At 46.8% G+C, this 14,215-nt stretch carries 13 protein-coding genes; 3 read left to right on the plus strand and 10 right to left on the minus strand.

Annotation, left to right across the window (positions count from 1 at the left end):
* Positions 1-3 precede the first annotated feature (3 nt).
* A complete protein-coding gene (gene uvrB / locus V1501_RS18500; RefSeq protein WP_409290344.1) occupies positions 4-1,983 on the minus strand; it encodes an excinuclease ABC subunit UvrB in 1,980 nt (659 codons plus the stop codon).
* 299 nt (positions 1,984-2,282) lie between these two features.
* Positions 2,283-2,471, minus strand: a complete 189-nt coding sequence (locus tag V1501_RS18505) for a DUF2198 family protein (protein ID WP_409290345.1) — start codon at positions 2,469-2,471, stop codon at positions 2,283-2,285.
* 212 nt (positions 2,472-2,683) lie between these two features.
* On the opposite strand from V1501_RS18505, the gene V1501_RS18510 reads away from it, so the two are divergent.
* Positions 2,684-3,478 (plus strand): thermonuclease family protein, encoded by a 795-nt coding sequence (locus tag V1501_RS18510; protein WP_409290346.1) that lies wholly within the window; start codon positions 2,684-2,686, stop codon positions 3,476-3,478.
* A gap of 54 nt (positions 3,479-3,532) precedes the next feature.
* Here the strand turns inward: V1501_RS18510 and V1501_RS18515 are convergent, their stop codons facing one another.
* From V1501_RS18515 to V1501_RS18550, 8 genes are all read right to left on the minus strand, one after another.
* Positions 3,533-5,674, minus strand: coding sequence for a heavy metal translocating P-type ATPase (locus V1501_RS18515; RefSeq protein WP_409290347.1), 2,142 nt, complete (start codon positions 5,672-5,674; stop codon positions 3,533-3,535).
* Positions 5,667-6,035: an ArsR/SmtB family transcription factor gene (locus V1501_RS18520; RefSeq protein ID WP_409290348.1), complete on the minus strand. Its 369-nt coding sequence runs from the start codon at positions 6,033-6,035 to the stop codon at positions 5,667-5,669. Before V1501_RS18520 ends, V1501_RS18515 begins: the two co-directional genes overlap by 8 nt.
* Positions 6,036-6,218: 183 nt before the next feature.
* Positions 6,219-6,947, minus strand: a complete 729-nt coding sequence (locus V1501_RS18525) for an amino acid ABC transporter ATP-binding protein (protein ID WP_409293454.1) — start codon at positions 6,945-6,947, stop codon at positions 6,219-6,221.
* A gap of 26 nt (positions 6,948-6,973) precedes the next feature.
* Positions 6,974-7,639, minus strand: coding sequence for an amino acid ABC transporter permease (locus tag V1501_RS18530; protein WP_409290349.1), 666 nt, complete (start codon positions 7,637-7,639; stop codon positions 6,974-6,976).
* A 35-nt stretch (positions 7,640-7,674) separates the two neighbouring features.
* Entirely contained in the window at positions 7,675-8,457 is a 783-nt protein-coding gene (locus V1501_RS18535) for a transporter substrate-binding domain-containing protein (RefSeq protein WP_409290350.1), read from the minus strand.
* A 209-nt stretch (positions 8,458-8,666) separates the two neighbouring features.
* A complete protein-coding gene (locus tag V1501_RS18540; protein WP_409290351.1) occupies positions 8,667-8,840 on the minus strand; it encodes a Spo0E family sporulation regulatory protein-aspartic acid phosphatase in 174 nt (57 codons plus the stop codon).
* Positions 8,841-9,188: 348 nt separating this feature from the next.
* Positions 9,189-10,487 carry a murein hydrolase activator EnvC family protein gene (locus V1501_RS18545; RefSeq protein WP_409290352.1) on the minus strand — a complete coding sequence of 433 codons (1,299 nt, stop codon included), beginning with the start codon at positions 10,485-10,487 and terminating at the stop codon, positions 9,189-9,191.
* 501 nt (positions 10,488-10,988) lie between these two features.
* Entirely contained in the window at positions 10,989-11,444 is a 456-nt protein-coding gene (locus V1501_RS18550) for a MarR family winged helix-turn-helix transcriptional regulator (RefSeq protein WP_409290353.1), read from the minus strand.
* 179 nt (positions 11,445-11,623) lie between these two features.
* Between V1501_RS18550 and V1501_RS18555 the strand changes: the two genes are divergently transcribed.
* Positions 11,624-12,256: an HlyD family efflux transporter periplasmic adaptor subunit gene (locus V1501_RS18555; protein ID WP_409290354.1), complete on the plus strand. Its 633-nt coding sequence runs from the start codon at positions 11,624-11,626 to the stop codon at positions 12,254-12,256.
* Between the two features lie 301 nt (positions 12,257-12,557).
* Positions 12,558-14,198, plus strand: a complete 1,641-nt coding sequence (locus tag V1501_RS18560) for a DHA2 family efflux MFS transporter permease subunit (RefSeq protein ID WP_409290355.1) — start codon at positions 12,558-12,560, stop codon at positions 14,196-14,198.
* Positions 14,199-14,215 lie beyond the last annotated feature (17 nt).

The raw sequence follows: 14,215 nt of genomic DNA on the forward strand, positions 1-14,215 counted from the left end.
TAGTCATCCTTCCGCTTTGAGTTCTAATAATAGGTCACGAAGCTCGGCAGCCCGTTCGAAGTTCAGGGCTTTTGCTGCTTCCTTCATTTCTTTTTCCATATCGGCAATCAATTTTTCCCGTTCCTTCTTGTTCAGCTTCAGCGGCTGGCCTGCCGGGGTATAAGCTTCCTGCTCCTCGGCAGCATGTGTAGCCCGGATGGAGCCGCGGATTTCCTTCTGGATGGTCTGCGGCGTGATGCCGTGCTTCTCATTGTAGGCTTCCTGGATTTCCCGGCGGCGGCGGGTCTCATTGATGGCGATTTCCATGCTGTTTGTCATTTTATCCGCATACATGATCACATGGCCGTTCGCATTACGGGCAGCACGCCCGATGGTCTGGATCAGCGACCTTTCAGAGCGGAGGAAGCCTTCCTTATCTGCGTCCAGGATGGCCACAAGGGAAACTTCCGGTATATCCAGGCCCTCCCTGAGAAGGTTGATACCCACCAGAACATCATATTTCCCCATCCTCAGTTCACGGATGATTTCGATTCGTTCTAGAGTTTTTACCTCCGAATGCAGATATTGAACCTTAATTCCAATCTCTTTTAAGTAATCCGTGAGATCCTCAGACATTTTTTTCGTCAGGGTGGTGATCAGGACCCTCTCATTCTTCTGCATGCGGTCCTGGATTTCTCCAATCAGATCGTCAATCTGGCCCTGTATCGGCCTTATCTCAATATTAGGATCCAGGAGGCCGGTTGGACGGATGATCTGCTCAACCATTTCCGGGGTATGCTCAATTTCATAAGGTCCGGGCGTAGCCGAAACATAGATGGACTGCCCTACCTTTTCTTCGAATTCCTGGAACCGGAGCGGCCGGTTGTCCATTGCTGACGGCAGGCGGAAGCCATGATCCACAAGCACCTGCTTGCGCGCCTGGTCGCCATTGAACATTCCGCGGACCTGCGGCAGGGTGACGTGGGATTCATCCACTACCAGGAGGAAATCCTCAGGAAAATAATCGATGAGTGTGTAGGGAGTGGAGCCTGCCGGCCTTAGTGTGAGGTGGCGGGAGTAGTTCTCGATGCCGGAACAAAATCCCATTTCACGCATCATTTCCAGGTCATACCTCGTCCTCTGTTCAAGACGCTGGGCTTCAAGCAGCTTGTCATCCTCCCTCAGTTCTTCGAGCCTTTCCTCAAGCTCCCGTTCGATGTTCTGGATTGCAATCCTCATCTTTTCTTCACGAGTTACGAAGTGGGATGCCGGGAAGATGGCTACATGGTCCCTCTCGCCAAGAATTTCCCCGGTCAGGGCATCCACTTCCCGGATGCGGTCGATTTCATCGCCGAAGAATTCAACCCGGATACAGTGCTCATCCCTTGAAGCCGGGAAGATTTCCACAACATCGCCGCGGACGCGGAAGGTTCCGCGCTGGAAATCTATATCGTTCCTCTCATACTGGATATCTACAAGCTTCCTTAACAGCTGGTTCCTCTCGATTTCCATTCCGGTCCGGAGCGACAGCACCATTTCCCGGTATTCCTCAGGAGAACCGAGGCCATAGATGCACGACACACTTGCGATCACAATAACATCTTTCCGCTCAAACAAGGACGATGTGGCAGAGTGGCGCAGCTTGTCGATTTCATCATTGATGCTGGAGTCTTTTTCAATGAAAGTATCCGTCTGCGGCACATACGCTTCTGGCTGATAATAATCGTAGTAGCTGACAAAATACTCTACTGCATTATTGGGGAAGAATTCCTTGAATTCGCTGTAAAGCTGGCCGGCAAGCGTTTTATTGTGAGCCATGACCAGTGTGGGCTTATTGACTTCCTTTATGACATTGGAGATGGTAAAGGTCTTGCCTGTACCTGTTGCCCCGAGCAGCGTCTGATGCTGCTTCCCTTCCCGCAGGCCGGCCACAATCTCCTTGATTGCGCCAGGCTGGTCCCCCTGAGGGCTGTATTTTGAAACTAATTCAAATTGCTGGTTCACAAGAGAACCTCCCATCCATGATCTTTAGATAAAATAAAAAAGCACCAGTTATTATTAAATCCTGTAAAACGGCTGAAATAACTAAAGCGCTCTGTTCTGCTTATTTATAAGTAAAGACATATTCCCTAAAATGCATACCTTGGAACTGCCTTTTGATGTCATTCTCGCTTTACTCAAACATTTTACCACAAAGCGCCTAAAAAAAACCAACAAAAAGCGAACGGATATTCCTATTTTCAAGCCCCATTTTTTGTAAGTTTCACTCCTGCGTTCCACTGCATCAAAAAGGCACCCGGAATTCAGGTGCCTTTCTTCTTCTTTTTTTTCATAAATGTATTGGAGAAAAAAAATCCGGCGGTCAATGAGAATGCATCTATGATAATCAGAAGCCAGCTGTCTGTATATCCTTTATAAACTGAAACAGCGATCAATGCCACTGTAAGGATCAGGGAGACAACCTGATTGAATGTGACTCTCGTAAACAGCATTACCATAAGGCCCGGAAGAAACAAGGCAGAGAGAAATTTCAGGGAGGATCACTCCTTTTTCTGCTATCGATTTGATACATCCATTCTATTATATGTTCCTGTTATTATCATCTTTTATTTAACAGCGGCTGGGTTTTCTTCCCTTGCCGCCTGCTAATAGATATAATAGCATAAAAATATACTTTCAATGTTCTGCATCAGGGAGGATCCATATGAAGAAAATGATTTACATATGCCTGGCATTGCTGTTGTCCTTTGCATCACTATACGGGTGTGCGGCAGAGGATGATAAAAAAGCGGACCCGCCAAAGGATACGGCTGTGGAGGAAAAGCCAGCCCAGGGCAGCTCCAAAAACCGTCAGGAGCTGAAACGTCCGGCAAAGGGCTTGAAAGGGATGGTCGTTAATGTTGTAGACGGCGATACGATTGATGTGAAACTCACAAACGGGAAAAATGAAAGAGTGCGCCTTATTTTGGTCGACACCCCTGAAACGAAGCACCCCAAACTCGAGGTCCAGCCTTTCGGGAAGGAAGCATCCCAGTATACAGCCGCCAGCCTGATGGCGAGGGAGGTGCTGCTGGAGCTTGACGCTGAGGAAAGAGATCAATACGGCCGGCTTCTGGCTTATGTCTGGCAGGGGGATGTGCTGTTCAATGAAATTCTGATCCGTGAAGGCCTGGCCAGAACTGCTGTATACCCGCCGAACACTAAATATGTCGATCAATTCCGCAAAGCAGAGAGCGATGCGCGGAAGGCATCTAAGGGAATATGGAGCATAGAGGATTACGCTCAGGAGGATGGCTATAACACAAGCACCCGCAAGCCTGCTTCTGGCACGCCTGATCAGGCCGGCAGCTGCGAGGGAAAAATCAAGGGAAATGAAAATTCCCATGTTTACCATGTTCCCGGCGGCAGTTTTTATGACAGCCCGAAAAAAGAAAACATCGTCTGGTTCTGTTCCGAAAAAGAGGCACAGGATGCAGGCTACCGCAAAGCTATAAAATAGAAAAAGATGGGGCCCGCCTTTTAAAAGGAGCTGGCCTCATCTTTTTCTATTATTCTATTTATCTTTGATCCTGAGGAGTCTTAGTCCATTTAATGTAACAATGAGAGTAGCACCCATATCGGCGAATATGGCGATCCACAGGGTGAGCCATCCAGGCACGACCAGCAGGAGGGCAAGAAGCTTGATGGCCAGCGAAAAGGTGATATTCTGCTTGATGACCCCAAGTGTCCTGCGGCTCAGTTTGATGGTAAACGGCAGCTTCTTAAGATCATCCCCCATCAGGGCAATGTCGGCTGTTTCCAGGGCAGTGTCCGTGCCTGCTCCTCCCATGGCCACACCAACCGACGCGGCTGCCAGGGCAGGGGCATCATTCACTCCATCACCGACCATGGCCGCACTGCCGTACTTCTGATTCAATTTTTTGATAAAGTCCAGTTTACCGGAGGGCATCAATTCTGAATATACTTCCCCTACTCCTGCCTGGCGCCCGATGGCTGCGGCCGTGCTGGCATTGTCGCCTGTCAGCATGATCGTCTTTTCTATTCCCATGCCATGAAGCCTCCGGATAACCTCACCGGTTGTTTCTCTGACTTCATCGGCAACTGCCAGGATAGCTGCAGTATTTCCGTCTATCCCAGCCAGCATGACCGTCTTCCCCTGCTCCTGCAGCTCTAAGACCTTTGGCGAGATAACCGGGAAATGGGAACAGTCCCCAAACAGGGCAGGACTCCCAACCTGCAGCTGCAAGCCGGCAATTTTGCCTGCGATTCCTTTTCCGGTTAAGGACTGGATCTCTTCACCACTGATATTGCGATATTCGATGTTCCGTCTGTCTGCTTCTTTTGTGATTGCCGCTGCCAGCGGGTGCTGGGAGCGGTGTTCGAGGGCGGCGATCAATGCCAGCCACTCGTTTTCATTCCTTGCCTTATCAAGAGTGATAAAGTCAGTCAGGGCAGGCACTCCTTTTGTCAGGGTGCCGGTCTTATCAAAGGCAATGGCTTTTATCCGCCCCAGCTCCTCCAGATGAACACCGCCTTTAATCAGAACGCCATTGCCTGCCGCATTGCCGATAGCTGTGACGATGGCAACAGGCGTTGAAATCACCAGGGCGCACGGACAGCCGACAACAAGGACGGCCAGCCCCTGATAGATCCACTCGCTCCAATTGCCAGTGAACAGCGGTGGGACGGTGGCCGTAAGCAGGGCAATCAGCATGATGGCCGGTGTGTATATTCTGGCGAATTTGTCGATGAAGGCCTGTGATGGCGCCCGTTCGCCCTGTGCTTCTTCCACCAGATGGATGATCTTTGCCAGAGTGGTATCCTTCGCCTGTTTTGTTACCCTTATTTCAAGAAATCCTTCTGTATTAAGGGTTCCTGCAAATACTTCGTCACCTTCATGCTTTTCAACCGGTACGGATTCTCCCGTGATGGCCGCCTGGTTGATTGCCGAGGAGCCTTGTATTACCTTGCCATCCAGTGCTATTTTCTGACCCGGTTTGATTAAAATCACATCACCAGGTTCAACGTCTTCTACAGGCAGCATGAATTCTTTCCCGTTCCTTCTGACAAGCGCCTCCTTAGGTGCTATTTCCATGAGTGACTGAATGGAGCGCCTGGCCCGGTCCATCGAGTACCGTTCGAGCACTTCACTAATCGCAAACAAGATGACCACGACAGCGCCCTCACTCCACTCCCCTATCAGAGCAGCCCCTATGATTGCTGCCGTCATCAGGGCTGTCATATCAAAGTGCAGCTTAGCCAGATTCTTGATTCCCTCTATGAACAGCCCTGTACCTCCCGTCAAAATGGCAGCCGCAAATGCGGCAATGGTCCAGGAGGACTGTTCACCCAGGACATACTGGAGATACCAGGCCAGCGCCAGGAATACAGCCGATATCATAACTGCTCCGTATCTCTTAAAATAGGAATCTGTCTGTTTCATCTGCTCCAGCCTGGTTTCCTCCGGGTATATTCTCAGACCTTCAAACGCGCCAGCCCGTTCCAGCTCGGTTATGGAGCTGTTCCCGATGACAGTCAGCTTAGAGGCACCGAAATTAACCTTCGCATCCAGTACCTGATCCAGCTCTTTCACATTCTTTTCAAACTTGGCGGCACAGCCGGCACATGAAAAGCCCTGGACCCTGTATACCTGCCTTTGTTCAGGTTCTTGCTGCAATTCCCTGGCTTCATTCACGTTCCATCACCTCTTTTTGATGAGTAAATGCAATCTCTATAAGTGCTTTTACATGATCATCATCCAGTGAGTAATACACTTGTTTTCCTTCTTTCCGATGCTTGGCAAGCCCGAGTTTGCTAAGCATCCGCAAGTGATGGGAGGCAGTGGCGCTCGATGATCCGATGATCTCCGCAGCATCACACACGCATAACTCCTTCTCCAACAACAGCGCGTATGCAATCTTCAACCTTGTAACATCGGCCACAGCCTTAAATATATTCGCGACTTCCGGTACATTCTGCTCTTCAACCAGCTCTTTTAAACGGCCCACTTTCTGGCCGGATTCACAAGCGGATTCACAAAACTCTTTATTCTCCATTACCTCATCCCGCCCAACATTCAAATCTTTATTTGATTATACTATATTCAAAAGCACATTTGAATGATTGGGCGAAACTAAAAATCGGGCTGTGGATGGGAAATGGGGGACTGTCCCCCAATTCCCTTCCACATATCCACAAGAAAGCCCCGCTGAAAGTCAGCGGAGCTCGTTTGGTTTTATTTATTTGACGGATGTAGCACTGAGGAAGGAGATGGTTCGCTCGTCTTTAGGGTTGTTGAAGAATTCATCGGTTGGTGCTTCTTCGACAATTCTTCCTTCGTGCATATAGACGATGCGGTTTGCCACTTCGCGGGCAAATCCCATCTCATGGGTGACCACGATCATGGTCATGCCTTCAGCTGCAAGCTCCTTCATTGTGTTCAGCACCTCGCCGACCAGCTCAGGGTCAAGAGCAGAGGTCGGTTCATCAAACAGCATGATATCCGGTCTCATGGCAAGTGCCCTTGCTATGGCCAGACGCTGCTTCTGTCCGCCTGAGAGCTTGCTCGGATATACATCCGCCTTATCTTCAAGATCCACCTTGCGCAGGAGCTCACGTGCCTCCTGCACTGCCTGTTCCTTGGAAATTTTCTTGACCCGGGTCGGGGCTTCGATGATGTTTTCGAGCACCGTCATATGCGGGAACAGCTGGAAATGCTGAAAAACCATTCCTGCCTTTTGACGGACTTCATTGATATCATGAGTCTCTTTGGTAATTTCCCTGCCTTCAAAGATGATTTTTCCATTATCCTTTTTCTCAAGGAAATTCAGGCATCGAAGCAGTGTACTCTTACCAGAACCACTCGAACCGATCAGGCACACTACATCACTTTCCTGCACCTGCATATCTATATCCTTCAATACATGAAGATCACCAAATGATTTATTTAATTTCTCTACGCGTATCATTTCTTTTTTCACTGTCAATTGTCCTCCTATCTATCGCTTCTGGCCAATTTCTTTTCCAATAGACTTACAGCAACTGTCAGGATGGCTACCAGGATGAGGTAGTATACCGCAACAATCAATAAAAAAGTCATTTCATCGAAATTATTGGAGCCTAGTGTGGTTGCTACGTTGAACAGCTCATTCATGGAAATAAATGCTGCCAGCGAGGAATCCTTCAGCCCGATGATAAATTGGTTGCCCAGTGGCGGAAGCGCCCTTCTGAAAGCCTGCGGCAGAATGATCCGGCGCATGGTCAGTGACTTTGTCATCCCAAGCGAGCGGCCTGCTTCCATTTGGCCATTATCAATGGACTGAATGGTTCCCCTGAATATCTCCGCAATATATGCACCATTGTGGAAAGCCAGCGCAAGCGCAGCTGCCCAGAAATCGGGAATCAGGAAAATCCCGCTCATTCCGAAGTATAAAATGAATATCTGTACAATCAGCGGTGTCCCGCGGACAAGGTATACATAAGCATCCGAGATCCACCCAAGGATTTTTACATTCGATAATTTTAAAAGTGCGAAGAAAAGCCCGATGACTATTCCGACTAGTACTGAAACCACCGTAAGCTGCAGCGTGAGCAGCATGGCATCTATAAATACTCCTTTTGTATCTCCAAATGTGCTGATAAAATGAGAAAAACTAGGCAAGTGTTCCAACTCCCTTTCATCCTAAAAGTAACTGATCATTCTGGTTTTGAGGTAATATCTTCTCCGAAATACTTCATGCTGATTTTCTTGAGGGTCCCATCCTTGCGGAGGTTTTCAAGCGCTTCATTAACTTTTTTCACGAGCTCAGGATTGTCCTGTGGAATGACGATAGCCTGCTCACTTCGTTCAATAAGCTTGCGGCCCTCAATCTTGAAGCCTTCCTTCCGGGCAGTCTTCCCCGTGACAAAGTCTGTAATTACAGCGTCATGACGGCCGCCATCCAGCGCTTTTAATGCTGTGATGTCGCTGTCGTACATTTTTAGATTCTTCGTATATTTCCCTGCAACATCGGCATAGGTAGATCCCTTTGCCACTGCAACTTCTTTTCCTTTTAAATCATTTACATCTTTGATATTACTGTCGGGCCGGGTAAAAATTTGAGGACCTGAGTAGTAGTATGGAGTGGTGAAAGCGACGTGTTTACTCCGCTGTGGATTGATCGTATGGCTGGCCACCGCTGCATCTGCCCTTCCTGTTTTGACACCTTCCACTATTCCTTTAAACTTGATCCGCTTCGGTACGGCCTTCAGGCCTAATTCCCTGGCCACTGCCTTTCCTACTTCGACATCAAAGCCTTCCATTTTCATATCATTTGTCATATAGCTGAATGGCTTAAATTCACCGGAAGCCGCGAACACGAACTCATCTTTATCGATAAGTTCAGCCCCGCCTGCCAGCTTCTCCTTTTCAGCACATGCAGACAGCATGCTAATGAGAAGAATAATGGATGCGATAAGCATTATTTTTTTATGTCTCATGCTGCTTTACGTTCCCCTTTCCATTGGCTGATTGCTGCCAAATCCTTTTTCACTATAAAAATAGCATTACTGACTTTTACCCTTTTCAGGCTTTCCTTAATCAGCCTTAACTATATTAATTAACATTGCTGCATAAAGATAAATCCCACCTATGGGGAATTCTGGACAAATAAAAAAAGGGCGGACAGTGTCCACCCTCTTATCTCCATTTATGATGTTCGGGAATAATCCTTTTGAAGACCTTGATATAAAACAATATATCCATCGAGCTGCTGGCTCAGTGCAATAGTGGTTCTAGAATGAAGGCCAGTTTTAGCCGCGGAGCGGATCATCTTATTCCTTATCGCTTCAATCCTTGTCTCCAAATCTGACTTGGTTAGCATATACATGACCTCCTTCATCTATTAAGTAGTATTATGGTAAAATTTTACTATAACTCAGTGGTTTAAGTAAACAATAATATAATGAAGTTTACAAGAAAATATTACTTTTTTACTATTTTATATTCTAGGGATTACTTACGTCTCTTCGTCAAAGGCTAAATGACATTTTTTTACTCTTTAATAATATCGGCCATATTCCCTTCTCCTTTATATCTATAACAAAAATAATTCATCCGTCTGCTTATTATGAAACCGCCGATAGAGGTTAAATGTAAAAAATGCGCTGAAATGCCGGCTTACCCAGCAAATTCCAGCGCACTTCCAAGCAGTTTTTAGTTTATACCAGAATCATAGAGGTATATAAGAAGCAGGATTTACTGCATTTGATTTAGAAGCATTCCATTCACCTTTGTGAAGTTCAAAGTGAAGATGCTGGCCGAAGGACTGGCCGGTATTGCCCATATATCCAACCTGCTGCCCCTGTGCCACTACAGCACCTGTGCTCACGCTCATAGAATTCAAATGCGCATAGACAGTTGTGAATACCTGCCCGTTCACAGAATGAGAGACAATGACTGTATTTCCATAGCTGTCAGAATAATAGGCACGTGTAACAACACCATCAGCCGCTGCTACTACTGGAACGGTTCCGCCCTGAGCGATATCGACTCCATAATGGAAGCCCGGGCTTGGGTTAGTCCGGTAGCCAAAAGGCGATGTCAATACGCCGGCGGCCGGCTTGATGAAGCCATTTGAAGCTTTTGCTTTTTGTGCACTGCCTGCTGAAGCTGAAGCAGGACTGGCAGATGGTGCGGATGCCCTCGCTGCTTCTTCTTTTGCGGCCAGTTCTCTGGCTGCTTTCAGCTCAGCCTGATGTTTTTGCTCAAGGCCGATCGCTTTTTCGATGGAAGCTCCCTGTGATGCCAGCAGATCGGCTTCTTCCTGCAGATTCATTTTTTCATTGGCAATCTGTTTTTCTCTTTTCGCAAGCTGTACCATAAGCCGGTCCTTTTGGGCTTTCTGCTTTGTGAGTTCTGACTTCATCGCCTGAAGCTCCTTCAGCATATCTTTCAGGCTTGCAAGCTTGTCCTTTACAGATTCCTGCTTTGTTTCCAAATCCTTCTTGTCCTGTTCATGCTCTTTGATCAATTCCTGATCGGCATCCATGATAGTTGCGACAGCACCCACACGGTCAACAAAATCACCGAAATCACTCGATCCAAAGAGCACTTCGAGATAATCTACATTCCCGCCGCTCTCCTGGAAGGAACGGGCACGGTTCTTAAGAAGTTCATTTCTTTTTTCAATCCGGTCTTTCAATATAGCAATCTCTTTATTCAGCTTTTGAATTTCCGCTTCTGTTTGTGCGATCCGCTCATTCTGCACACGAATTTTTTCGTTGGCCCTGCTGATCTCCGCATCAATTTTTCGGACTTCTGCCTTAAGGTCGGCCTGCCTTCCCTTAAGTGCCTTAATCTGCATATCAGCTGATTGTATGCCGCTGTTCACTTCGGAACGTTTTTGATTGTTTTCCTGCTGTTTACTTTTTAAACTATTTATTGATTCTGCTTGAACTCCTGGAGCAGCTGCTAAACTGCTGAATCCAAGTACTGCTGCCAAACCGATACTTATGATATGCTTCTTCAATCCGCTTTCCCCTTTCGTTCTTGCCAGATTTCTCTATCTATCGCTGTTTTCCTATGGATCATTTTCTATGTATTTCCATCAGGCATCTATATGTACATTGACATGTTTCGAGTTCATTTGATAAGTTTCTTTCTAATACACCATGCTATTATAGCATCCGTTTTTTTCAGAACAAGTGAATTTATGTTACAGTTCTATTTCAGCCTACTTCTTATTCCCGAAGCCAAAAATAAGAGGCTGTTTTCGAAGGACATTGTTTATATATGACAAGGAATTGATCCCCGCTGCAGGCAATCCTCCTGCACGGTGAGGGCGGCGGGCCTCCTCGGCTTTCCATGCGGGGTCTCCCCTGTATTTCGGTGCTCAAGGTAAAGTGGAGAACGCTGCCTGCTGAATATGACGATTTAAAAAGCTTCATGTTCGCATTTTCGAATGGAAAAAAACCAGTAAAAAAGAGAGGAATCCACCTCTCTTTTTTCGTTCATTCACAGATACGGACTGCTAGACTTCCCCGTGCTGCAGCCCTTCGGCTACTTTATGCAGGCTTGAGATGAACTGCTCCCGCTCTCTGCTGCCGAGGCTGCTGATGATTGCTGCATAAAATTCGTTTCGGGTTTTGGTTATGGATTGCAGCACATCCTGCCCCTTCTCAGTCAATTCAAGGTATACGACTCTTCTGTCCCTGCTGCACCTTTCCCTTATAATGAGCTGGTCTTCTTCGAGATTGTTCAGCAGCAGGGTCGTTGCTCCGGATGACAGCTCCAATCCCTGTACGATATGAGCCACCATACAATTTTGTGTTTCCATAATCTTTTTGAGCGTCCTATATTTGGTTGTGGTCATTTTAGCTGGAAGCTCCGCATACTTTTTTTCCATCCGCTTATTTTTATAGCGGAAGAACGATTCTGTAATGCTGTCAAGCTCTTCAAACAATCCTTTATCCAGGATGCCCTCCATGGCAGCCCCTCCCTTACTTTAACACTGAGTCCATATGATAAAATTTGATGCGGAAAATTAACGGGTAAATATCTTTACAACAAAGATAATCTATGTTTTAATTGTTTTCGGCAATATACTTCATTTTGTTAACTATTATACTAGTTTATCAGTTTTGTAAAAAGGAAGGAGTTTTATTCATGAAGAAAAGCTTATGGCTGATGAATTTTATTGTAATCCTGGTTGTGATTGCATTGCTTGGAGGAGGAGCTTATTATTACTATCAATCCTCTTCCTACATTAAGACTGATAACGCCCATGTAACGGGTGACATCCAGACTTTAACAGCTTCGGCAGCAGGAAAAATCACTTCCTGGAATGCCAATGAAGGAGATCAGGTTTCTGCCAATAAGGAACTTGGTGAATTGAATAACGGAAAACAAACTTCTGAAATCACTGCTACTGAACCTGGAACAATCATCAAGCAGTCTGTCCATAAAAACCAGCTTGTCCAGCCGGGTGCTGTTCTTGCCCAGACAGTGGATATGAAAAAACTCTACATTGTGGCCAATATCGATGAGAAAAAAGTGAAGGATGTAAAAGTCGGCAGCAGCGTTGATGTAGTAGTAGACGGTGATTCCGGCACAGTGATCGATGGTGAAGTAAAAGCCATCGGCCATGCTGCAAATTCTATATTCTCCCTGATGCCGCAGCAAAGCGCGAGCGGGAACTATACGAAAGTAACACAATATATACCTGTAAAGATTTCCATTGAAAATTATTCAGAAAAAGTAATGCCGGGCATGAACGCTGAAGTAAAGATCAGCAGATAATAATCCTGTTTGCCATATATTGCGGCGGTAAAAATTAAAATGTGGATTCCCGCAGCAGGAGCTGGCTTTCCGCGGTGCGGGCAGTCTGTGGGAAGCGGTTTTCTTCCAATGGACTGATTGACACTTGCAGGTCGAAAGTTCCGCAGCTGGATCAGGAGCCTCGCGCCTGAAGCTAAGTCCACTTGCTTAAAAATTTTCTCTCCTCAAAAATCAATAAAAACAACAATCTTTCTAGAAAATAACCTTCACAAATACAACAGGTTAGTTACCACTAATGATTTTTTAAAAGAAAGGGGGCCGCATGGTGTCTGCTCAAAAAAATGAATTTGCCGAAGAAAATAATGTGCGGCAGCATATGCCGCTTTTAATCGTGCTGATGCTCGGTCTCTTTCTCGCCATACTAAATCAGACGCTGTTGAATGTGGCGATTCCCCGCCTCATGAATGAATTTGGGGTTGCTGCCACCACGATTCAGTGGCTTTCGACAGGCTATATGCTCGTTAACGGGGTCCTCGTACCTTTGTCAGCGTTCCTGATCGAGAGGCTCGGCGTGAGAAAGCTGTTCATCTTTGCAATGGCCTGCTTCACATTGGGGGCACTTATCTGCGGAATAGCAGGCAGTTTCTCCATTATGCTGACCGGCCGCTTGATCCAGGCTGTAGGAGGCGGTGTTCTTCAGCCGCTTGTGATGACCATCATCTTATCCATTTTCCCTCCAAGCATGCGCGGAAAAGGGATGGGGATCTTTGGACTCGCCATGATGTTCGCTCCAGCCATTGGACCGACACTTTCCGGCTGGCTGATTGAAAATTACACCTGGAGAGTGATGTTCTACGGCATGGTTCCGCTCGGTGCCATTGTTTTGATCATCGCCCTTTTCAGGCTTAAAGATTTGTTTCCACCGAAGAATATTAAAATTGATGTGTTTGGCGCTTTTACATCCCTTATCGGATTTTCTTCCCTCCTCTATGGAGTTTCAGAAGCAGGCTCAAAGGGCTGGTCAAATCCGATCGTTGTTTCCACAGCACTGCTCGGGATTATTTTCATCGCCATCTTTGTCATCCAGCAGCTGCGTTCAGAAAAGCCCCTGCTTGATTTTAAAGTATTCAAATATGATATCTTTTCACTAGCAACGATCATTAATGTCATCATAACCGTTGCCATGTTTGTCGGCATGTTCCTTCTGCCCATCTACCTGCAGAACCTCAGGGGCTTTACAGCCTTTGATTCAGGACTTCTCATGCTTCCCGGAGCTTTGATTATGCTGGTCATGTCGCCTGTCTCTGGGATACTATTTGATAAATTTGGTCCGCGTCCGCTTGCTGTCACAGGGATGCTGATTACCATTATCACCACCTATGAATTCACACAGTTTACAATGGGTACATCCTACAATACAATCCTTGCGATTTATATGGTCCGGTCATTTGGTATGTCACTATTGATGATGCCGATCATGACCGCAGGGATGAACCAGCTGCCCAGGCACTTGAACAGCCATGGAACGGCTATGTCCAACACCGCCCGCAATGTGAGCGGATCGCTTGGAATCAGTCTTATCACCACTATATTTACTAACCGTACAACATTCCATTACGCGGCGGCTGCTGAAGGAATGAATACGATGGATCCGATTTTTATGCAAAATTTCCGTGAACTGGCGGCGCGTGCGGCCGCTGAGCTTCATTTGCCCCTTGCACAGGCTCAACAGACAACGATTCAGCTGATGGCAAAGGAAGCAAATATTCAGGCAACCGTAAGCGGAATAAACGATGCTTTTTATTGGGCAACTGCCCTGTCTTTGATCGGGTTTATCTTAAGCTTCTTCTTGAGGGATGTGCGGAAGGATCAAGCAGCCGATACTAAAAATACTGTCCGGGAGACCGGCCAGGACGGAGAGATCCTGCTCCTGCCTGCACCAGAACGAAGCTTGCAGCAATAAGGATTGGAGGAATCAGG

The organism is Paraperibacillus esterisolvens (genome assembly GCF_046237625.1).
Taxonomy (GTDB): Bacteria; Bacillota; Bacilli; order Bacillales; family DSM-1321; genus Paraperibacillus; species Paraperibacillus esterisolvens.

Bases quoted from the DNA above. Each gene is read 5' to 3' on its own strand.
- V1501_RS18505 (WP_409290345.1), bottom strand. From the start codon at position 2,471: ATGCTGTTTACGAGAGTCACATTCAATCAGGTTGTCTCCCTGATCCTT.
- V1501_RS18510 (WP_409290346.1), top strand. From the start codon at position 2,684: ATGAAGAAAATGATTTACATATGCCTGGCATTGCTGTTGTCCTTTGCA.
- V1501_RS18520 (WP_409290348.1), bottom strand. From the start codon at position 6,035: ATGGAGAATAAAGAGTTTTGTGAATCCGCTTGTGAATCCGGCCAGAAA.
- V1501_RS18525 (WP_409293454.1), bottom strand. From the start codon at position 6,947: ATGATACGCGTAGAGAAATTAAATAAATCATTTGGTGATCTTCATGTA.
- V1501_RS18535 (WP_409290350.1), bottom strand. From the start codon at position 8,457: ATGAGACATAAAAAAATAATGCTTATCGCATCCATTATTCTTCTCATT.
- V1501_RS18540 (WP_409290351.1), bottom strand. From the start codon at position 8,840: ATGCTAACCAAGTCAGATTTGGAGACAAGGATTGAAGCGATAAGGAAT.
- V1501_RS18550 (WP_409290353.1), bottom strand. From the start codon at position 11,444: ATGGAGGGCATCCTGGATAAAGGATTGTTTGAAGAGCTTGACAGCATT.
- V1501_RS18555 (WP_409290354.1), top strand. From the start codon at position 11,624: ATGAAGAAAAGCTTATGGCTGATGAATTTTATTGTAATCCTGGTTGTG.
- V1501_RS18560 (WP_409290355.1), top strand. From the start codon at position 12,558: ATGGTGTCTGCTCAAAAAAATGAATTTGCCGAAGAAAATAATGTGCGG.